The sequence below is a fragment of the Streptomyces shenzhenensis genome, from assembly GCF_021462265.1.
Lineage (GTDB): Bacteria > Actinomycetota > Actinomycetes > Streptomycetales > Streptomycetaceae > Streptomyces > Streptomyces shenzhenensis.
In genome coordinates, this window is sequence record NZ_JAJONF010000015.1 from 113,962 (window position 1) to 134,458 (window position 20,497).

The 20,497-nt window shown below is 72.8% G+C and carries 19 protein-coding genes; 5 read left to right on the forward strand and 14 right to left on the reverse strand.

The window, feature by feature from the left end:
* Window positions 1–5: 5 nt before the first annotated feature.
* The 13 genes from LQ326_RS20785 to LQ326_RS20845 all read right to left on the reverse strand — a co-directional run bounded on the left by LQ326_RS20785 (window position 6) and on the right by LQ326_RS20845 (window position 13,476).
* Window positions 6–1,583: a long-chain-fatty-acid--CoA ligase gene (locus LQ326_RS20785; protein ID WP_234538751.1), complete on the reverse strand. Its 1,578-nt coding sequence runs from the start codon at window positions 1,581–1,583 to the stop codon at window positions 6–8.
* Between the two features lie 33 nt (window positions 1,584–1,616).
* Window positions 1,617–2,192 carry a (2E)-enoyl-ACP glycyltransferase gene (gene scoD, locus LQ326_RS20790; protein WP_308401978.1) on the reverse strand — a complete coding sequence of 192 codons (576 nt, stop codon included), beginning with the start codon at window positions 2,190–2,192 and terminating at the stop codon, window positions 1,617–1,619.
* Window positions 2,189–3,079, reverse strand: a complete 891-nt coding sequence (gene scoE, locus LQ326_RS20795) for a (3R)-3-[(carboxymethyl)amino]fatty acid oxygenase/decarboxylase (RefSeq protein WP_234538752.1) — start codon at window positions 3,077–3,079, stop codon at window positions 2,189–2,191. Before scoE ends, scoD begins: the two co-directional genes overlap by 4 nt.
* A 108-nt stretch (window positions 3,080–3,187) precedes the next feature.
* A complete protein-coding gene (locus tag LQ326_RS20800; RefSeq protein WP_181804522.1) occupies window positions 3,188–3,430 on the reverse strand; it encodes an acyl carrier protein in 243 nt (80 codons plus the stop codon).
* Complete coding sequence (locus tag LQ326_RS20805; RefSeq protein WP_234538753.1) at window positions 3,427–4,491, reverse strand: beta-ketoacyl-ACP synthase III; 1,065 nt, start codon at window positions 4,489–4,491, stop codon at window positions 3,427–3,429. Before LQ326_RS20805 ends, LQ326_RS20800 begins: the two co-directional genes overlap by 4 nt.
* Window positions 4,492–4,538: 47 nt before the next feature.
* Complete coding sequence (locus LQ326_RS20810) at window positions 4,539–5,924, reverse strand: MFS transporter (RefSeq protein WP_234538754.1); 1,386 nt, start codon at window positions 5,922–5,924, stop codon at window positions 4,539–4,541.
* Window positions 5,925–6,145: 221 nt separating this feature from the next.
* A complete protein-coding gene (locus tag LQ326_RS20815; RefSeq protein WP_234538756.1) occupies window positions 6,146–6,901 on the reverse strand; it encodes an aspartyl/asparaginyl beta-hydroxylase domain-containing protein in 756 nt (251 codons plus the stop codon).
* 156 nt (window positions 6,902–7,057) lie between these two features.
* On the reverse strand, window positions 7,058–7,663 hold the full coding sequence (locus LQ326_RS20820; protein WP_234538757.1) for a sigma-70 family RNA polymerase sigma factor: 606 nt from the start codon (window positions 7,661–7,663) through the stop codon (window positions 7,058–7,060).
* 229 nt (window positions 7,664–7,892) lie between these two features.
* The gene (locus LQ326_RS20825; RefSeq protein WP_234538758.1) at window positions 7,893–8,636 is read right to left on the reverse strand and encodes a hypothetical protein; all 744 of its coding nucleotides are present in this window, start codon (window positions 8,634–8,636) and stop codon (window positions 7,893–7,895) included.
* A gap of 134 nt (window positions 8,637–8,770) precedes the next feature.
* Window positions 8,771–9,295 (reverse strand): copper chaperone PCu(A)C, encoded by a 525-nt coding sequence (locus LQ326_RS20830; RefSeq protein WP_234538759.1) that lies wholly within the window; start codon window positions 9,293–9,295, stop codon window positions 8,771–8,773.
* Entirely contained in the window at window positions 9,292–11,598 is a 2,307-nt protein-coding gene (locus LQ326_RS20835) for a heavy metal translocating P-type ATPase (RefSeq protein ID WP_234538760.1), read from the reverse strand. The genes LQ326_RS20830 and LQ326_RS20835 overlap by 4 nt, the downstream gene beginning before the upstream one ends.
* Window positions 11,598–11,852 carry a hypothetical protein gene (locus LQ326_RS20840; RefSeq protein ID WP_234538761.1) on the reverse strand — a complete coding sequence of 85 codons (255 nt, stop codon included), beginning with the start codon at window positions 11,850–11,852 and terminating at the stop codon, window positions 11,598–11,600. The genes LQ326_RS20835 and LQ326_RS20840 overlap by 1 nt, the downstream gene beginning before the upstream one ends.
* Before the next feature lie 355 nt (window positions 11,853–12,207).
* On the reverse strand, window positions 12,208–13,476 hold the full coding sequence (locus tag LQ326_RS20845) for a PucR family transcriptional regulator (RefSeq protein ID WP_234538762.1): 1,269 nt from the start codon (window positions 13,474–13,476) through the stop codon (window positions 12,208–12,210).
* A 155-nt stretch (window positions 13,477–13,631) separates the two neighbouring features.
* Between LQ326_RS20845 and LQ326_RS20850 the strand changes: the two genes are divergently transcribed.
* The 5 genes from LQ326_RS20850 to LQ326_RS20870 all read left to right on the forward strand — a co-directional run bounded on the left by LQ326_RS20850 (window position 13,632) and on the right by LQ326_RS20870 (window position 19,686).
* Window positions 13,632–15,101: a class I adenylate-forming enzyme family protein gene (locus tag LQ326_RS20850; RefSeq protein ID WP_234538763.1), complete on the forward strand. Its 1,470-nt coding sequence runs from the start codon at window positions 13,632–13,634 to the stop codon at window positions 15,099–15,101.
* 3 nt (window positions 15,102–15,104) lie between these two features.
* Window positions 15,105–16,913 carry a DUF3556 domain-containing protein gene (locus tag LQ326_RS20855; RefSeq protein WP_234538764.1) on the forward strand — a complete coding sequence of 603 codons (1,809 nt, stop codon included), beginning with the start codon at window positions 15,105–15,107 and terminating at the stop codon, window positions 16,911–16,913.
* Window positions 16,910–18,319, forward strand: a complete 1,410-nt coding sequence (locus LQ326_RS20860) for a phytoene desaturase family protein (protein ID WP_234538765.1) — start codon at window positions 16,910–16,912, stop codon at window positions 18,317–18,319. The genes LQ326_RS20855 and LQ326_RS20860 overlap by 4 nt, the downstream gene beginning before the upstream one ends.
* A gap of 309 nt (window positions 18,320–18,628) precedes the next feature.
* On the forward strand, window positions 18,629–19,210 hold the full coding sequence (locus tag LQ326_RS20865; RefSeq protein WP_372496904.1) for a phosphotransferase: 582 nt from the start codon (window positions 18,629–18,631) through the stop codon (window positions 19,208–19,210).
* 209 nt (window positions 19,211–19,419) lie between these two features.
* Entirely contained in the window at window positions 19,420–19,686 is a 267-nt protein-coding gene (locus LQ326_RS20870) for a hypothetical protein (protein ID WP_234538771.1), read from the forward strand.
* Window positions 19,687–19,914: 228 nt separating this feature from the next.
* Here LQ326_RS20870 and LQ326_RS20875 read toward each other — a convergent pair whose 3' ends face one another.
* Window positions 19,915–20,373 (reverse strand): ATP-binding protein, encoded by a 459-nt coding sequence (locus LQ326_RS20875; RefSeq protein ID WP_234538772.1) that lies wholly within the window; start codon window positions 20,371–20,373, stop codon window positions 19,915–19,917.
* Between the last annotated feature and the right edge of the window lie 124 nt (window positions 20,374–20,497).

A 20,497-nucleotide genomic window follows, 5' to 3' on the forward strand; every position in this document is an offset into this window, starting at 1 on the left:
CGGGCTCAGTTGACCTTGCGCGCGGAGTCGCTCCAGAAGCGGTCGCGCAGTTCGCGGCGGAGGATCTTGCCGCTGGGGTTGCGCGGCACGTGGTCGATGACCTCGTAGCGCGAGGGCAGTTTGAAGGCGGCCAGCCGCGGCACGAGGAAGGTGTGCAGTTCGCGGGAGCTGGGCCGTTGTCCGGGCGCGGGCACGACGAAGGCGTGCACCCGTTCGCCCCAGCGCTCGTCGGGGGTGCCGACGACCACGGCCTCGGCGACCAGCGGATGGCTTTCCAGGGCGTTCTCGATCTCGGCGGGATAGACGTTCTCGCCGGCGACGAGGATGACGTCCTTGACGCGGTCGCGGATGAAGACGTACCCGTCCTCGTCGGCGTATCCGGCGTCGCCGGTGTGGATCCAGCCGTCGACCAGGGTCTCCGCGGTCTTGCCGGGCAGGCCCCAGTACTCGGTCATCCGGGCCGGGGTGTGCAGGCAGACCTCCCCCACCTCGCCCGGGGGCAGTTCCCGGCCCTGCTCGTCGATGACCTTGACCCGGACGCGCGGGTAGGGGCGTCCGGCCGCCTGCATCAGCGGGCCGCCGGGGACGTGGGCGGCCGGGGGCAGGCAGACGGCGGTGTTGCCGGTCTCCGTCAGGCCGTAGATCTGCGCGAACTCGCAGTCCAGGACGGCGAGGCTCTTCTCCAGGAGGGCCTCGGAGATCGGGGAGCCGCCGTACACGGTCTTGCGCAGGGTGGTGAAGTCGCCGGTGGTGACGCCGGGTTCGGTGAGCATCATGCGGAGCATGGCCGGGACCACGCAGGCGGTGGTGACGCCGAGGTCGCGGACGAGGTCGACGGCCTGCCGGGCGGCGAAGGCGCGCATCGCCACGATCGTCGTGCCGGCGTTGAGGTTCTGGGTGGCCCACCACAGGCCGCCGACGTGGAAACCGGGGATGCCGACGAGCGCGATGTCACCCGGCCGCCAGTCGATCCAGTCCAGCCCCTCGGCCGCCAGCGCGTCACGGATCGCGAAGAAGCTGCGGTGGGCGAGCACGACGCCCTTGGGCAGGCCGGTGGTGCCGCTGGTGTAGAGCTGGGCGACCGGGGTGTCGGGCGTGGCTTCGAACCCGGTCTCGGTGTCGGGGTGTCCGGCGCGCCACGCCACGATCGAGCCGAGGCCGACGACCGTCTCGGGCGGGGCGGTCGGCATGCCCCCGACGATCGGCGCGAACTCCTCCTCCAGGAAGAGCAGCCGGGTGCCGGAGTCCTGGAGGATGTGGCTGACCTCGGGCGCGGTGAGCCGCCAGTTGACGGGGACCAGGACGGTGCCGGTCTTGGCGCAGGCGAAGAGGACCTCGTAGTAGTGCTCGGACTCCTTGCCCAGGTAGGCCACCCGGTCGCCCTCGGTGAGCCCGGCGGCGCGCAGGGCGTGGGCGAGGCGGTTGCTCGCGCCGTGCAGGTCCGCGTAGGTCAGGGTGCGGCCCTCGCAGAGCACGGCGGGGGCGGCGGGTTGCCGGCCGGCGTGGAAGCGGGCGGTCTGGACGAGGGTGGTGAGTTCGGGGTGGTGCAGCCGGTTCCGCACCGGCTGCGCAGGTGTCCGCATGGGCGTTCTCCCGTTCGGCGGGTCATCGGTGGGTCAGGGGACGTTGACGAACGCGAGGGTCGCCTCGCCGTCGCACCTGCCGCCGTCGCCGTCCCAGTAGCGGTACGACGTCCGCGCGTGGAGGAAGGGGGCGCCGCCGCCGGGGGTGCGCCGGGTGACGGAGTGGAACTCCATCTCGCCGCAGAAGGCACGGGGGTCGACCGGGCGGCGGAAGCTGCCGGCGAAGCGGGCGATGAGGATGTCGGGGAGCTGGTGGCGCCAGAAGTCGTCCAGCGTCCAGGACCCGAACCCGGTCAGGAGCCCTTCCCGCACGGACGTGGCGACCAGGTAGTACATCATCTGGTTGTAGGCGATGTTGGCCTCGACCGAGTTCAGGTGGCCGGTGTCGTCGATGTAGCAGGACTCCGGGATCGCGAACTCGCAGCGGGCGGCGGAGAGTCCGGCGCCGGCGGTGACGTGGGCGGATCTCAGGTACTTGCAGTTGTCCTTGTAGGGCGTCAGGACACGGGCCAGCAGTGCCTCATCCGTGGCATACGTGGCGTACGAGGCGTACGTGGCGTTCGGACCCGGTGGCGGGGCCTCGGGGCGGTCGGCGGCGGGCGCGGTCACGCGGCCGGTGTCCCGTCGTACAGCCCGCGCTCGTCGTGGACGGTGAGGCGGTGGGAGACCGTCGGTTCGGGTGTCGTGGTGTGCCGGGCGCGGTGGATCAGGCTCCGGTTGTCCCAGACCAGCAGGTCGCCCTTGGCGAAGCTCTGGAGGTGGATGTTGCCGTGCTCGAAGGTCTCGTCGAGCTGTCCGGTGGCCTCGAAGAGCCGCCTGAGCAGTTCCTCGTCGAGCGGGTTGCCGTCCGCGTCCTCGATGCCGACGGTGAAGCCCTCGCTGATGTAGAGGACGGTCTCGCCCGTCATGGGATGGGTGAAGGTGGTGGGCTGGACGACGGGCGGGGTCCTGGTCTCGACCTCCTCGATGACTTCGCCCAGGGGGCGGTACACGTCCTGCGGCCGGATCTTGAAGTACTTGCGCACGGAGTGCCGGCACCGCGTCCCGGCGATCTCCTTCTTCAGGTCGGCGGGCAGCGCCTCGTAGGCCCGGCCCATGTCGATGAAGTACGTTCCGCGGTTCTTCTCCGGGACGGCCCGGGGGTAGATCAGGGTGATGCCGAAGGGATCCGGCATGAACTGGTAGTCGGCGTGCCAGAACTTGCCGGTCTTCGGCACTCCTGTCTGCCTGCCGTTCTCCGGGACGTTGGAGGAGACGAATATCTCCGGGACCTCGGGGTGCTCGTACATCGGCTCGTAGTAGGTCTCGGGGCGGCCGAGGCGCTCGCCGAGCGCGAGGAACTCCCGCGGGGAGAGGTCCTGGCCCTTCAGGACGGCGATCTTCTTCGTGTAGACGGTGCGCTTGAGCGTCGCGATGTCGGCGTCGGACGCCGTGGTGTGGTCGAAGTCCTCGACGGTCGCGCCTGGTCCGGCTCCGGCCTGGTCCGTGATCCGCATGTCGCTTGTCCTTCCGCGGGGTTCGGGGGGTGGGGTTTCCGGCGTGGGGTTTCCGGGGGGTTCCGGCGTGGGGTACAGAGGTGGGGTTCGGGGTCGGGTGCGCGGGGTTCAGACGGTGGTGGCGCGGCGTGCGTCGATGAGTGCGGCGATCTCACCGAGCGTCAGGTCGGGCTGGAGTTCGTCGTCGCCGACGGTGACGCCGAGGTCGCGTTCGATACGGATGCTGATCTCGACGGTGGTCAGGGAGTCGACGTCCAGGGCGCCGAGGGTGGCCTCGGAGCGGATCAGGTCGGCGGGGGCGTCGTGGAGGCGGGTGAGGATCCCGACGAGTTCTTCGTAGGCACTGGTCATGGTGTGGTCCGTTCCGATTGCGGATGCGTGGCGAGCGAGGGCCAGGTCAGGAGGCAGGAGCCCCAGGTGAGGCCGCCGCCGAAGGCGGTGAGCAGAAGGCGGTCGCCGGGCCGGAGCCGCCCCCGGGCGGCGGCGTCGGCGAGGGCGAGCGGGATGGAGGCGGCGCCGGTGTTGCCGACGGAGTCGACGTTGGCCACGCAGCGTTCCCGGGGCAGGCCCAGGTCCTCGGCGACGGAGTGCAGGATGCGCAGGTTGGCCTGGTGGGGGACGAAGTGGTCGACGTCGTCGGTCTTCCGTCCGGCCCGGTGAAGAGTGGTCCGTGCCGAGGCGGCCATGCGGGTCACCGCGTGGCGGTAGACCTCCCTGCCGCGCATCGCGAAGTGCCGCTGGGCGGGGGTGGGTTCGCCGCCGTCGGCGTACGGCCGGCGGGAGCCGCCGGCGGCGACCATGATCAGGTCCTCGTGGGCGCCGTCGCTGCCGAGGTCGAAGTGCCCGACCGCGCCGCGCTCGTCCGGGTGCCCGGCGCGCAGGACGACCGCTCCGGCGCCGTCGCCGAAGACGACCGCGTTGGCCCGGTCCAGGGGATCGACGATCGTGGAGTAGGTGTCCGCGCCGATCAGCAGGACCCGTGCGGCGACCCGGGAGGCGATCAGCCCCGCGGCGGTGGCGAGGCCGTACACGAAACCGGTGCACACCGCGCCGACGTCGAAGGCCGCGGCCCCGTCGAGCCCGAGCCGGGCCGCGACCAGGGGTGCGGTGGCCGGGCAGGGACGGTCCGGGGTGGTCGTGGTGACGATCACCGCGTCGGCGGAGCCGGCCCCGGAGCCGCCCCCGGCGGAGCGCAGGGCGAGCCGCCCGGCCTCGACGGCGAGGTCGGAGGTGGCCTGGCCGGGGCCGGCGAGGTGCCGTCGCCGGATCCCGGTGCGGGTGCGGATCCAGGTGTCGTCGGTGTCCAGCCGCTCGGCGAGTTCGTCGTTGGTGACCACGCGGGGCGGAACCCACCCGGCCAGTCCGCACAGGACGGCCGCTGGGGCGGACGGGCTGGGGGCGTTGCTGCGCACGGCTGTTCTCCTGACGGTGTGGGTGGGGAGCGGCGGGTCGAGGAGGCCTACCGGGAGGTGACGGTGGAGCGCAGGGCCAGGACCAGCAGGCCCCCGCAGCCGAGAGCGGCCGCGACGGCGAACACGGCGGCCCGGATGCCGGTGAGCAGCGCGTCGTCCGGCGGGTCCTGGCCGCTGCCGCCCGCCAGAGCGACCAGCAGGGCCAGTCCCACCGCGCCGCCGACCTGGAGGCTGGTGGAGGCCATGCCGGACGCCACCCCCTGGTCCTCGGGGGCCGTCCCGGAGGCGGCGGCGATCCACATGCCGGTCCAGGCGGCGCCCTGGCCGAGGCCGAGCAGCACGATCCCGGGCAGCAGCAGGCCGTATGGGCCGTCCGCGGTGAGCGCGGCTCCCAGGGCGGCGGCTCCGGCCGCGCCGGCGGCCAGACCGCCGACGAGCATGCGCCGTACGCCGACGGCTGCGACGGCCCGTTCCCCGGCCTGGGTGCCCAGCGCGGTCACCACGGCCGGCACGAGGAAGGCGAGGCCGGTCGCGAACGCGCTGTAGCCGCGCACGTTCTGGAAGTACAGGGTCAGGAAGTAGGGCAGAGAGCTGAACGTGGCGCTGTAGAGGGCGGTGACCGCCATCGCCGCGGCCAGACCCCGGTGGGCGAACAGCCGGGCCGGGACCAGCGGGTCGCGGGCGCGGGACTCGACGACGGCGAACAGGGTCAGGAGGACGACCGCGAGACCGGCGGCCGGCAGGACGGACGGGCTGGTCCAGCCCGCCTCGGGCGCGTGCACCAGGGTGAACACCAGGAGGGTGATGCCGCCGGTCCCGCAGAGCGCGCCGGTCACGTCGAAACGCCGCGCACCGGGGCGTGGGCCGCCCGGGCGCGGACCGTCCGCCGGGAAGAGGCTCCGGCCCGCCCACGCCATGGCCGCCGCCACCGGCACGTTGACGAAGAACACCGAGGGCCAGCCGAACGCGCCGACCAGCACGCCACCCAGCAGTGACCCCAGGCAGAGGCCCCCGGCCCCGGCCGCACCCCATACCGCCAGGGCGCGGTTGCGGGCCGGTCCCTCCTCGTAGACCGTGTTGATCAGGGAGAGGGTGGCCGGGAAGAGCAGCGCACCGCCGATGCCCTGGACCGCGCGGACGGCGACGAGGGTCCCCGCCGACTGCGACACCCCGCCCACCAGGGAGGAGCCCGCGTAGACCAGGGCCGCGGCGACGAACGTCCGGCGCCGGCCCAGCAGGTCCGCCGTCCGGCCGCCCAGCAGCAGGAAGCCGCCGCTCGTCACGACGTACGCGCTCACCACCCACTGGAGGTCGTGCGCGGAGAAACCGAGGCCGGTGCCTATGTCGGGAAGGGCGACGTAGACGATGTTGTAGTCGAGCGCGATGACCAGCTGAGCGAGCGCGAGAACGAGAAGCGACAGTCGTGCACGCATCGGTCGGCCTCCTCCTCACGCCTGAACGGGAAACGGCGATGAATTCGGACTCGATATCCGCGCCGGTCGATCGATTTCGGTCACCATAACACCCCGGAGAAGGCTTGAGAATGATTAACCGGAAAACATTTCTCCGCGACTTGAATCGCATTTTCAGGCATGCCTGAATTCCGGCGGAGAGAAATTCCGTCGGCTGAATTGGCGTTACCCGTGACGCGGGGTCAGCCGTCACCCATCAGGCGTCTGATCTCGGTGATGAGCGCGACCAGTGCGCGCCGTTCGGGAATCGTCGTCTCCGGATGCCACAGGTCAACGAGCAGGCAGGTCCGCGGCCGCTCGCCGGCATTGCGCGCCGCATGCTCGAAGGAATAGTCGAAGAGCAGGCATTTTCCCTCCTGCCAGGAACGGGTCTCACCCGCCACGGTGATACTGCAGCCGTCGGGAATGTCGACCGCGAGATGCAAGTTGATGCTGAAGTTCCACAGGTCGCTGTGCGGGGCGATGACGGCCCCGGGGAGCAGTGTCGAGAAGTGGGATTCCAGGAGGGGACAGATCTTTCCGGTGTCCACCGCGAATTCCTTGAGCACCCGGTACGCGGTGGGCGCGGGGCCGGCCGACTCCTCGACCAGCGCCCCTCGCCGGTACAGGTAGAGGGCCTGCCAGTCCTCCTGGCGCATCAGGTAGTGCTCGTAGCCCGAGAACGCCTCCCGCCGTCCCGCCCAGGCGGCGGTCAGCTCTTCCTTGACGGCGGGGTGGGCGCTCTCCAACGCCTCGACCAACGGGGTCAGTTCGGGATACCCGTGCGGATCGTGCCAGGGGGTGGCGGACAGTCCCGGCAGGATCCACTTGGCCGCCTTCTGCAACGGGTGCCGTGGGCCGCCCCCGCCGGGCTCCAGCATCCGTTCCACACGCAGGAGGCAGTCCGCGCCGTAGTCGCCTCTGATCGCCGCGAAGGCGGCCTCCGTCCCGGGTGTCATACGGGCCCCTCCCACTGGTGCCACGACCGGCTCGACGAGCCGGTGTCGCACTAGTAGTCGGACGCGCAGGTGAGCGGGTTCCCGCGAGTTCCCGCCAATCGGCCGGCCGGGCTGAGCAGTTGGTGCTCCCCCGGCGGGGAGCACCAACCCGTCCCGTCAGACCGCCGGGGCGGCCGGGGCCTCGGCCCCCAGGAACTGCCGCTCCAGAGCCGCCCGGGCGCGGGACACCCGGGAGCGGACGGTGCCGACGGCGCAGCCGGTGAAGCCGGCGGTCTCCTCGTAGGAGAGGCCGACCACCTGGGTGAGGACGAACGCCTCGCGGCGTTCGTCGGGCAGCGCGTCCAGCAGATCGAGCAGGGCCACACCCTCCTCGAACCCCGGCAGGCCGCGCGGCTGGGTGCGTTCGACGGCCGTCTGCCAGTCGGGGGTGTCGGCGAGCCGCGGCCGGGCGGCGGCGTGCCGGAAGCTGTCGGCCACCGCGCGACGGGCGATGGACAGCAGCCAGGTGCGGGCCGAGGCCCGGCCTTCGAAGCGGTGCAGGCTGCCGAAGGCCCGCACGAAGGTGTCCTGGGTCAGGTCGTGGGCGGTCTGGGGATCGCCGCTGAGGTGGGCGACGTAGCACAGCACGTCGTGGTGGAGCGCGCGTACGAAGTGCTCGGCCGCATGGCGGTCGCCACTACGGGCGGCCAGCGCCCAGGCGGTCGCCGCCGCGTCCGTCGCGGCGCGTTCCGTCCGGGAAGCGGGCAGGACGGTAGCAGTCACGTGATGTCCTTCTCGGGTCGTCCGGGGCCGGCCGCCGGGAGCGGCGGCGCACCGGGACTTGGGGTGCGGCCGTACCCGGTGGGTACGGCGATGCCCGGGGCCCGTCAGGAGGCGTCGGCGCACGGCGGCACGCGGAGGTGCCGGTGTGAAGCGCCGGTGCGGGAGGGAACTGCGCGCGAAGGCGGCAGGACGGAAGGCGAGACGTGAGGCCCCGGTGGATCCGGCTGTCTCAGACGACAGCGGCACCCGTGGGCGGGGCCCGGGAGGTGAGGGAACAGCACAGCAGCAGGCGCGCCGGCGCCGGGACGTCGGTGGCGCGGCGCCTGCCCGCGAGCGGGCGCGGGAGCGGCGCGGGGCCTGCGAGCAGCATCCGCAGCGGGGCCACCAGCCGGGTGGCCGCGGCCCGCAGGACGCTGAAGAACGCACGTTCGCCGTACGCGAGCCAGAGCCCGCACAGGATGGCGGCCAGGAGGTGCGCGGCGAACATGCCGTACGTGGTGGCGCCGCCCATGCCGGCCATGCCGTGCGTGTGCTGGGCACCGGCCATGGTGTGCGCCATGGACCCCATGTCCATCGGGTCCATGTGCGGGGAGCCCATGGAGGTGAGGCCCATGTCCATGCGGCCCGTATTCATGCCGCCCAGGTCCATGCCGCGCATGCCCGTCGTGGAACCCGGGGCACTCGCGGCTGCGCCCTGGCCGGGCGCCGTCGCCGGTGTGAGCGTCTGCGCCAGCGAGAACACCTCGTGGAGCACCGCCTGTGCCACCGTCACCACCGTGACGATCAGTGTGCGTTCGCGCTCACGCCCGGCCAGCAGCCAGCCCAGCGTGCCGGTCCCGGCCGCACCGGCCGCCATCGCCCACCAGGGGACGGAGGTCCCGGACATGAGCACGTGGCCGAGGGCGGCGAGCAGCACGCAGGCGGCGGCGAACACACCGGCTCGCAGCGCACGGCACCACCCTCGGACAGTCATAGCCCGCCCATCCTCGCACCCGGCGTCCGCTCGTCGTCAGGGGATACGTACGGGCACCCGCCCTCCGACTCACCGGCCGAACGGTAACGCACCTCACACCCGGTGGCCGGGAACTCGACGGGCGGCCGGTACGACTATTGCAGCGGGACACTCCCCGGACGCACCGCCACCGCGAGGACCTCGACCCGTCCACTGTGCCGGAACTCCAGGGTGAAGGGCACCAGATCGCCCGAGTTCCATTTCCCGGCCGGAGCGGACACCGCCAGATCCACCCCCCGCGGCGACATCGTGACGCTGCCGCCCGCCGGTATCCCGACGGAGTCGACGGTGGCGCGGTAGGCCGTGTTCCCGCCGTTCATGCGGTGCCGGCCGAGCGTGACTCCGCCGGTGGCCTCGCGCGAGGTCACGCGTATCAGACTGTCGGCGGAGCCGCCCGTGTTCTGGATACGGAAGAACGCGGCCGTCTCCGCGCCCCCGGCGGACGGCAGCAGGACGCGCCCCTCGGTGACGCTCATCCGCGGCGGGCTGCCCGCCCTGCCGGTACCGGTCCAGGCCGTCAGGCCCGCCAGCGCCACCGTGCACGCGGCGACGGGAACCAGAGCGGCGAGCGCGCCGTCCCGCAGCCGCCGGGCGTCGAGGTCCGTGGTCGTCCACCTCACAGAACAGCCGCCTTCCCGCCCCGCGCCCCGCGCCGGCGGCCCGCGCTCCCGCGGCGAGCCGGCTGCCAGCCGCGCAGCCGCAGGCTGTTGGCCACCACCAGCACCGAACTCACCGACATCGCGGCGGCGGCGAGCATCGGGTTGAGCAGCCCCACCATGGCGAGCGGCACGGTCACGACGTTGTACCCGAAGGCCCACAGGAGGTTGGCGCGCATGGTGCCCAGAGTGCGCCGGGCCAGCCCGACGGCGTCCACGAGCGCCTCGATGTCACGGCGCACCAGGGTCAGGTCCGCCGCCCCGATGGCCACGTCGGTGCCGCTGCCCATGGCGATGCCCAGGTCGGCCGCGGCCAGCGCGGCGGCGTCGTTCACACCGTCGCCCACGACCGCGACCCGCGAGCCCTCGGCCCTCAGCCGCCGGACAAGGCCGGCCTTGTCCTCCGGGGAGCAGCGGGCGTGCACCTCGTCGATCCCGAGCGCCTCCGCCACGGCCCGCGCGGGGGCCTCGCGGTCCCCGGTGGCGAGCACCGGGCGGATACCGAGGCGCCGCAGCCGCTGCACGGCACGGTAGCTGCCGGACCGTACGAGGTCGCCGACGGCGATCAGCGCCACGGCCCGGCCGTCCACCCGGACCACCACGGGCGTGTACGCCTCGCCCTCCGCCGCGGCCAGCGCCTCGGCCAGCACGGGCGGCAACTCGCCGTCGGGAACGGACACTTCGACGGTACGACCGGTCACGCGCCCGGTGACACCCCAGCCCGCCCTGGCGGCGAAGCCGGTCACGTCCGGCAGCGGCTCCCGGTCGGCCGAGCGGCGCGCGTAGGCCGTGACCGCCCGCCCGACGGGATGCTCGGAGCCCTGCTCCACCGCTCCGGCCAGCCGGACCAGTTCGTCCTGGGCCGGGCCGCCGGGCACGGTGGTCACCCGGGCGACGGTCATGTGACCGGAGGTCAGGGTGCCGGTCTTGTCCAGGACGACCGTGTCCACGTGCCGGAGCGCCTCCAGGGTCCGCGGCCCGCTCACCAGCACTCCCAGTTGCGCCCCGCGCCCGGTGGCGGCCATCAGCGCGGTCGGGGTGGCGAGCCCGAGCGCACACGGGCAGGCCACGACGAGGACGGCCACGCAGGCGGTGAGGGCGGCCTGCGGGTCGGCGCCGGCCCCGAGCCAGAACCCGAGGACGGTCACCGCGATCGTCAGCACCGCCGGCACGAACACACCGGCCACCGCGTCGGCCAGCCGCTGCGCCCGCGCCTTGCCCGCCTGGGCCTCGGTGACGAGCCGGGTGATCCGGGCCAGCCGGGTGGCCGCGCCGACGGCCGTCGCCCGGACGAGGAGCAGCCCGCCGGCGTTGACGGCCCCGCCGACCAGCGCCGAGCCGGGGCCCACCTCGACGGGCTCGCTCTCGCCGGTGACCAGGGACAGGTCCACGGCCGAACCGCCCTCCACCACCCGCCCGTCCGTGGCGACACGCTCACCCGGGCGCACGACGAAGACCTGCCCCACCCTCAACCGCGCCACGGGGACGGACCGCTCGCCGTGCTCGTCACGGACCGACACCTCCTTGACGGTAAGGCCCGCCAGCGCCCGCAGGGCCGCTCCCGTCCCCCGGCGCGCCCGTGCCTCCAGGTACCGCCCGGTCAGCACGAACAGCGGCACGCTCACCGCCGCTTCCAGGTAGACGTGCGCCGTGCCGTCCGACGCCGACGGCAGCAGACTGAACGGCATCCGCATGCCCGGAGCTCCCGCTCCCCCGAGGAACAGCGCGTACGCCGACCAGGAGAAGGACGCCACCACGCCCAGCGAGACCAGCGTGTCCATGGTGGCGGCGGAGTGCCGCAGCCCTCGTAGCGCGCGCTCGTGGAAGGGCCACGCGCTCCACACCGCCACCGGCGCCGCCAGCGCGAAGCACAGCCACTGCCAGTTGCGGAACTGAAGGCCGGGCACCATCGACAGCACCAGCACGGGGACCGCGAGCAGCGCGGTGCCGAGCAGCCGCTCGCGCTCCTGCCGGGCGGTTGCCCCGGCCCCGTCCGGGTCGGCGTCCGCCGTCCGCTCGTCCTGGCGGCCGGGCGGCGCGGGCAGCGCGGCCTGGTAGCCCGCCTGTTCGACGGCCACGACGAGCCGCTCCGGCGCGACGTTCGCCGGGTGACTGACCCGAGCCGTCCCGGTGGCCAGGTTCACGGTCGCCGTGACGCCGTCCAGCCCGGCGAGCTTCTTCTCCACCCGCCGCACACAGGCCGCGCAGGTCATCCCGCCGACGGTGAGGTCCGTGACCAGGAGGCCGGCCACCGCCTCGCCCGCCATCAGTGACCACTTCCGTCCGTCATCCCCGGCATGTCCTGCGTGCCGCCGCCGCTCCCGCCGCCACCGCCTCCGGTGCTCCCGGCGGTCCCGGTCCCGTGCATGCCGGGAGCCACCGGCCCGGCGGCCGATCCGGCGGCGTAGGACGCCGGGAACACGAGGACGAGCAGCAGCAGGAAGCCGCACAGCGCCGGAGGCGGCAGCGGCACGCGGGCGATCACGCCGGCGGAGTGGGACGGTTGTCGGATCTGGGCCATGCTCGACCTTCCTGGTCGCGTCGAGCCGTCGTGACGCAAGACAGCGGTTGGAGCCGTATCGCTCCAGTAGTCGGCCGCTCGGAAGATCGAGTTCCCGGCCCCGGACATGACGTACGACACACCAGGGGTGGACGGCGCCGGGGGGCCGACGCGCCGGACGGCACGCCGCTGCGTGGTCGCGGCGACGGCGTATGCGGGCTGCCCGGTACGGCCGAGTCCGCCAGGAGTCACGGCGAGGGCCCGGGACATGAGCCGCTTCGAGGGAGCCCGACGCCGTGCGGGCGTCCCGCGCGCACCCCGTGCGAGCGCATGGCCCGTCCCCGGGCAAGCGCATGGCCGGTCCCCGGGCGGCGGGTCAGCCCTCCGGCAGTACCGCGTCCCCCAGCCAGTACGCCGCGACCAGCGCCAGTTCCAGGTCGAGGCGGTCGTCCTCCAGCGGGCGGCGCCGCTGTGCGACGGCACGGGCGACGCGGTACTTCACCGTGTTCTTGTGCACGTGCAGGCGGTCCGCCGCGGCGACCAGGCTGCCGCGTTCCTGGATCAGCACGAGCAGGGTCTCGCGCAGCCGGGCGGCGCTCTCGGTCCTGGCGGCCAGTTCACCCAGCGCGGTCGCCACCAGGCGGCGGGTACGGGGCAGGTCCGCCGTGAGGAGCGCGGCGGCGCGGACGCCGGGATCGGTGTAGCTCACGACCGAGGGCGGTTCGCCGCTGCCGAACGTGGCCACGCGAAAGGCCTGCAGGGCGTCCTCGTGGGTGTGCCGGAAGCCGGCCAGCCCCGGGGCCGGGGCGCCGAGGGCCGCGTACACGCCGGGCGCGGTGCGGTCCAGGACCGCCGCGGCCGCCGCCGGGTCCGCCGTAGCCTCCGGGCCGAACGGGAACCAGACCCAGGCCGAGGCCCGGTCCTTCGGCCAGAAGACCGGGCTGCCCACGGCGCCCAGGGCCTGCCCGAGCCGGCCGGCCGCGGACTCCAACTGCGGCAGGTCGTCCCGTGCTTCGTGCCCGCCGGTGGTCCACAGCACCGCGCCCAGATGCTGCCGGCGCAGCCGGATGCCCAGGGTGGCCTCCACGGTGCGCTCCTGGACCGCGTCCCCGGCCAGGATCCGCTCCAGGGTCTCCGCCCGGACCGTGTTGCGGTGCGAGAGCCACCGCTCGCGCTCGGCCTGGTACTCCTCGATGACCTGCTCGGAGAGGGTGTCGATGTAGACGAAGTTCAGCCCGAGCAGGGCGCGCACGGCGGCCAGCGCCCGTGCCGGGTCGGGGTATTCGCGGACCAGTGACTCGACGGACCACATCAGGTGCAGGTGCTGTCCGAGCCGGTAGGCCCGCACCAGCGCGGTCACGGCGACGCCCCGCTGGGCCAGCCGGCGCGCGTACTCCCGGGCCTCCGCGGGGGCCACCAGCTCGGCGAGGTCCAGCTCGCCGCGGTAGAGCGCGCCGGCCGCGCGCAGGTTGCTCTCCACGCTCCGCGACAGCAGAGCCGCGGTCATCCGGTCCTGCGGCAGCTCGGGGATCTGCTCCCGCATGGCGGCGGCCAGCGCCGCGGTGAGCTCCGCCATGTGCTCGGCGACGGCGGCACCGAGCACGCTGACGTCGGCGGGCACCTCCACGTCGTACCGCCCTGCCATCCCAGCGCCTCCAACAGTGCTCCAACAGTGTCCCGGAGGCCAATGAATGCGGCCTGTCGGGACCATTCTGACCCCGTTCCTTGTCCTCCCGGGACAGTGTCGGCGGTCACGGCCCTCTCTACCTTCGACGCACCCTCGAAGGACAGGAGCCGTCCATGACGCCACCGGCGTATCTCCCCTGGTCCGCGGAACCGGCCCATGCCGACCGCCCGTGCGTTCGCGACGAGCGCCATCAGCTCACCTACGCGGAGTTCGCCGTGTGGGTGGAGGCGGCGGCCGAGCAGTTCGCCGAGCGCGGCATCGGGCGCGGGTCGGTCGTCGCGGTCATGCTGCCGAACCGCGTCGAGCTGCTCGTCGCGATGGCCGCCGCGTGGCGGCTCGGCGCCGCCGCGACGCCGATCAACCCGGCGTTCACCGCCGAGGAGGCCGGCTACCAGATCCAGGACGCCGACAGCGCCCTGGTCGTGAACGCCGGCCCGGACGCGCCGGACGGCGGCCGGCCCGGTCTCCCCGTCGACGAGTTGCGGCGGGTGCCGTCGGGTGCGCCGCTGCCCGCGGCGCACACCTCGCCGGACGAACTGGCCCTGCTGGTCTATACGAGCGGGTCGACGGGACGGCCCAAGGGGGTGATGCTCGACCACGCCAACCTGGAGGCGATGACCTCGATGATGGCCGACCTCATGCGGCTCACCGCCGACGACCACTGCCTGCTCTTCCTCCCGCTGTTCCACGTGAACGCGATCTGCGTCAGCTTCCTGTCGCCGATGCGCACCGGCGCCCAGCTGACGCTGCTCGGCCGGTTCACCGTCGACGGGCTCCTCGACGCCGTCGAGCGGTACCGTCCGACGTACTTCTCGGGCGTCCCCACGATCTACGCCATGCTGCTGGCGCAGCCGCGCGACGCCGACTTCTCCTCGGTGCGGTTCGCCGCGTGCGGGGCCGCGCCGGCCTCGAAGGACCTGCTCGACGCCGTCGAGGCACGCTTCGGTTTCGTACTGGCGGAGGGCTACGGCCTGACCGAGTGCACCTGCGCCACCACGAGCAACCGGTGGTGGGACGAGCGCAAGGTCGGCACGGTCGGACCGGCCTTCCCCGGGGTGCGCGTGGAGATCATGGACGCCGCCGGGTCGATCCTGCCCCGCGGCGAGCGCGGCGAGGTGGTCATCCAGGGGCCCCACGTGATGCGCGGGTACCTGGGCCGCCCCGAGGCCACGGCCGAGACCCTGCGCGGCGGCTGGCTGCACACCGGCGACGTCGGCGTCCTCGACGAGGACGGCTACCTGCGCATCGTCGACCGGATCAAGGACATGATCATCCGGGGCGGCGAGAACATCTACCCGCAGGAGATCGAGGCCGTCCTGCTCTCCCGTGAGGGCGTCTTCGAGGCCGCTGTGATCGGCCGGCCGGACGAGCGGTTCGGCGAGGTCCCGTTCGCCTACGTCTCGCTGCGTCCCGGGGCCGCCGTCACCGGCCAGGACCTGATCGAGGCTTGTGCCGCGAACCTGGCCCGCTACAAGGTGCCCGTGGGCGTGCGCGTCCTGGACGCCCTGCCCAAGAACCCCGTCGGCAAGACCGACACACCCGCGCTGCGCCGGCAGCACGGCACCGTCACCACCGGAGCGTGAGGCATGGCCTTCAAGACCCCCGTCTTCCCCGCGGTGGACGACCCCGAGGAGTTCCTGCGCCGCCCGTTCTTCGAGCGGGTCAAGGTGATGACCGGCTTCTGGGCCGGGAACGGCTTCGGCAGCCCGTGGGTGCTGCACCTGATCTACATCGCCAAGCTGGTCGGTTTCTCCGCGGTCGGCGGCCTGCTGGTCGTGACCGCGACCTCCGACGTCGGCGGCCTGTTCGACGTCGGCCGGTGGTGGGACGAGCCGGTCGTCTACCAGAAACTCGTGCTGTGGGTCGCTCTCCTGGAGGTGGTCGGCGTCGGCGGCGCCTGGGGCCCGCTCACCGGCCACTTCAAGCCGATGTACGGCGGAGCGCGCTACTGGCTGCGGCCGGGCACGATCCGGCTGCCCCCGTGGCCGCGCGTGGTGCCGTTCACCCGAGGGGACCGGCGCGGTGTCGTCGACGCCGTGCTGTACGCCGCGATCCTCGTCAGCCTGGCGGTGGCGATCGTGCTGCCCGGCGTCGGCACCGCGGCGCTGTCCGCCGCCCGTCCCGACGTGACCGGTGGCCTGGTGCGGCCCGTGCTGTTCGTGGTACCGGCCGCCCTGCTCGTGCTGCTCGGTCTGCGGGACAAGGTCGTCTTCCTGGCGGGCCGGGGCGAGCAGTACCTCCCGGTGATGGCCGCCTGCGCCACGCTCGACTTCACCGACATGATCATCGCCGCGAAGCTGATCATCGTCATCGTGTGGGTGGGCGCCGCGGCCTCGAAGTTCACCCGCCACTTTTCCTTCGTGGTGCCTCCGATGGTGTCGAACGCACCGTTCATGCCCAGGGCTCTGCGGCTCAGGCACTACAAGAACGCGCCCGACGACCTGCGCCCCTCCGGCATCGCCCACTTCATGGCGCACGTGCTGGGGACGCTCGCCGAGTTGGCCCTCCCGCTCGTGCTGCTGTTCAGCACCGACCGGGACCTGACCCTCGTCGCCGTCGCGGGCATGGTGCTCTTCCACCTCTTCATCACCTCGACGTTCCCGTTGGCGGTGCCGCTGGAGTGGAACATCCTGTTCGCCTACACCGGGATCTTCCTGTTCGCGGGGCATCCCAACGGCACGGGCTACGGCCTCCTCGACTTCAGCGAGCCCTGGATGCTGCCGGTGATCGCGGGGGCCCTGCTCTTCTTCCCCGTGCTGGGCAACCTGCGCCCGGACCTGGTCTCCTTCCTGCCCTCGATGCGGCAGTACGCCGGGAACTGGGCGTCGGCCGTCTGGGCGCTGGCGCCGGGTGCCGAGGAACGGCTGGCCGAACTGCCGGTCCCGGTCGAGCCGCACCACCGGCAGCTGCGGGCCTTCGGCTACTCCGCTCCGCAGGCCGAGATGGCGATGCAGATGTTCGTCGCCTGGCGCTCGATGCACACCCAGGGCAAGGGGCTGCTGTCAGTGGCGCAGACCTACCTCGGTGACGACCTTGACACGTACACCGTGCGCGAGGGTGAGATCGGCGCGAACCTCGTCGTGGGCTGGAACTTCGGCGACGGCCACCTGCACGACGACCAGCTGATCGAGGCGATCCAGCGGCGGCTGCACTTCGCCCCCGGGGAGCTGGTGGTCTTCTGGGTGGAGTCCCAGCCGATCCACCGGCCCGTCCAGGAGTACTTCGTGATGGACGCGGCCCTCGGTGTCGTCGAGCGCGGCCGGTGGGACGTGCGCGACCTCGTCGACCAGCAGCCCTGGCTGCCCGACGGGCCCGTCCCGCTGGACGTCACCTGGCGGCACCCGCGGCACCACCCCGCCTACCGGACGGCGAACGGCGAGGGAGCGCTCGCATGACGACGGCAGTCGTGGTCGGCAGCGGGCCCAACGGGCTCGCCGCCGCCCTCACCCTCGCCGCGGCGGGGGTGAGGGTCCGCGTCATCGAGGCGGCGGACGTGCTCGGCGGCGGCGTCCGGTCCGGCGAGCTGACCCTGCCCGGCCTGGTCCATGACGAGTGCGCCGGCTTTCACCCGCTGGCGCCCGGCTCGGCCTTCGCCCAGCGGTTCGACCTCGCCGGGGCCGGTCTGACCTGGCGCTGGGCCCCGGTGGAGTTCGCCCACCCGCTGGCGGGCGGGCGCGGCGCGGTCGCCCTGCGGTCGGTGGCCGAAACCGCCGCCGGGCTCGGCGCGGGCGGCCCGGGGTGGCAGCGGACGTTCGGACCGCTCGCGGAGCGGTTCACGGCGATCAGTGAGGAGTTTCTGCAGCCGGTGCTGCACGTTCCGCGGCACCCGCTCCACCTGGCCCGCTTCGGTGCCTACGCCGGCCTGCCGGCCACGCTGCTGGCACGCCGCCTGCGCACCCCGGAAGCCCAGGCGCTCTTCGCCGGCGTCGCCGCGCACGCCTTCCGGCCCCTGGACACGCTCGCCTCCTCGGCGATCGGGGTCGCGCTGACCACGGCCGCGCACGCCTTCGGCTGGCCGGTCGCCGAGGGCGGTACGGCCGCGATCCGGGACGCGATCCTGGCCCGCGCGGCCGAACACGGCGTGCGGTTCGAGACCGGCCGCCGGGTGACCTCCCTGGACGAGCTGGGCGCTCCCGACGTGGTCATGCTGGACACCTCGCCGGCGGCTGCCGCCCGGATCGCGGGCGACCGGATGCCGCCCCGCGTCCGGCGCGCGTACCTGAGGTACCGCCACGGGCCCGGCGCGTTCAAGGTCGACTTCGCCGTCGAGGGCGGCGTGCCATGGCTGCACGAGGGTTCGCGCTCGGCCGGAACGGTGCACCTCGGCGGCGACCTGGCGGAGATGGCGACCGCCGAGAAGGAGGTGGCGGCCGGACGGATGCCCGAGCGGCCGTTCGTGCTCGTCGGGCAGCAGTACCTCGCCGACCGGACCCGCTCGGCCGGCGACGTGCACCCGCTCTACGCCTACGCCCACGTGCCGGCCGGCTTCACCGGCGACGCGACCGAGGCGATCACCGCCCGGATCGAGCAGTACGCCCCCGGCTTCCGCGACCGGATCCGGGCGATGTACGTCCGCTCCACCACGGAGCTGAGCCGGCACAACGAGAACTACGTCGCCGGCGACATCGTGACCGGCGCCAACGATCCCTGGCAGCTGGTCTTCCGGCCGCGCCCGGCCCTCGACCCGTACGCCACCGGCATCCCCGGCGTCCACCTCTGCTCCGCCGCGACCCCACCCGGCGCCGGTGCCCACGGGATGTGCGGCTACAACGCCGCACAACGCGCCCTCGCCCGGCTCTGAGGCCCGGCCAAAGGGCTGGTGTGACCGGCTCTGGGGGTGCTCGCGCTGGTCGTGGGCGGCAGTCTGAGGAGTAGATCATCTGACGGAGCTGTCTCGGGGGCGGATAAAGCGTCGGGACAAGTTGGTTGCGATCTGATCAGGCAGGATGGACGGATGCATGAGTCGTCCTTGCCCGGAGGTTTCGTCAACGCGGTCGTTCGTGTCGGGGACACGGTGCGCCGCCCGGCCTCGACTCGTACGACGTTTGTGGGTGATCTGCTGAGGTTGCTGGAAGCCAGTGGCTGGAGTGGAGCTCCGCGATATCTCGGTGTGGACGACGAGGGCCGTGAAGTCCTCGGTTACCTCGACGGCCATGTGGCATGGCAGCCGCAACAACCTGCTTCTGTGTCGTCCGACGAGAGTCTGGTGACGGTTGCCCGGCTCGTGCGTGAGTTCCACGACCTGACGGCCGGCTCCCCGCTGGCCGGAGGGCGAGAGGTCGTGTGTCACAACGACCTCTCGCCCAAGAACACGGTCTACCGGCTGTCCGGTGGCGAGCTTCGGCCGACGGCGTTCATCGACTGGGACCTCGCTGCGCCGGGCGCACGGGTCCACGACATCGCTCACGTCTGCTGGCAGTACCTCGGTCTGGGCCCGTCGGTCACCGACGTCGCGGAGGTGGCCCGGCGCATGAGGCTGATCGTTGACAGCTACGAGCTGTCCGACCGGCAACGTCTCGTGTCCACGATCCTGTGGTGGCAGGATCGGTGCTGGCGGGGCATCGAGCGCCAGGCCGACGCGGGGGACGTCGCCATGGCACGGCTCCGTGACGCAGGGGTGGTGAGGCAGGTTCAGATGGCCTGTCAGTGGGTTTTGGATCAACGGGGTGTGCTGGAGCGCTCAGTACAGTGAGCGCCTGGGTAACGGCGGCAGCCGGTTCGCTGGTTCCTCCGTTGACGGTCGGGCCCTCTACGATTCGACGCACGCTGGATCCTGAACTACTGGAACGGATCACCGCGCGCCGTGCGGAACTGGATGAACTCGAAGAAGAGCCGGCCACGCAGCTGGCGAGGTGCGGGCCGAGCGGGACGAACTCCTCGTCGGCGAACGGGTCCTTGAGGGTGAGCGAGCAGCTCGCCGACGAGCGCGCCTCGGCCACGCCAGCGCCCGGGCAGGTCGGCGGCCGTGCGGTGATGCTGATCCCGCACCGCACGCCGGACGCGGAGGAGCCCATGCTCCCGCCGGCCTACCAGCGCATCCTCGCTGCCGTCCGGCAGGCCACGGGACCGATCATGGCCCGGCAGGTCGGCGAGATGCCGGGAGTCGACGGCACCGTGCGGGCCAGGCTGGAACCGACCGCTACGTGGGCGGCTGGTCAGCCTCGTTGATCGCGGCTGGCTGCGCAAATTGCCCTCTCGATCGCCGCCGAGGGATGAAGCGCACTGTGATCACCAATTGCCCGCCTCGCACATCGCGATACGGTTCTGGATCTCGGCCTTCCCGGCCACCGCTACTGGCAGTCTTGTCGACCGGTAGATTCGCGCTTTGACGACTTGAGGAGGACAGGTCACACCAGTCCTTTGGCCTGCGCCTTCAGATTGACGGAGGCTCACTGCTCAACGCCGGAAACCAGGCTGCCCAGGACCGGCCAAGGCGCACTCGGCCCAGACGGTCTTGCCGGGGCCGAGGCGGTCGCGTACGCCCCAGTCGGCGGCGAGCGCGTCGACGAGGACCAGGCCGCGGCCGCCGTCCTCGGCCGGGCCGGGAGCCAGTCGCGCCGGCTGGGCGGGATGGGTGTCGGTCACCTCGATCCGGACGACGCCCCGGCTCTCGTCGTGGGACAGGGACAGGGCGAAGTCACGTCCGGGGACGCGGCCGTGGAGGACGGAGTTGGCGGCGAGTTCGGCGACCACGACGGCGACCGTGTCATACGCCTCGGTGCCCGGCGGGTGGCCCCACTCGGTGAGCTGGTGCGTGGCGAGCAACCGGGCGAGGCGGGCGCCGCGCCGGGTGGCGGAGAAGCGTTGCGTGAAGGTGCGGACGGGCGTGGGGCTTTGAGTGCGGGGGGCTTGCATGCGGCCCACCCTTCCGGAGGGCGAGGGTCCGTCGGCAGATCCTGCGCTGATACAGATCACGCTGTACTGGTTCACCCGCTGGACCGGGTCGGTCGCGGTACGTGACGATGGCTGTGCCGGACGT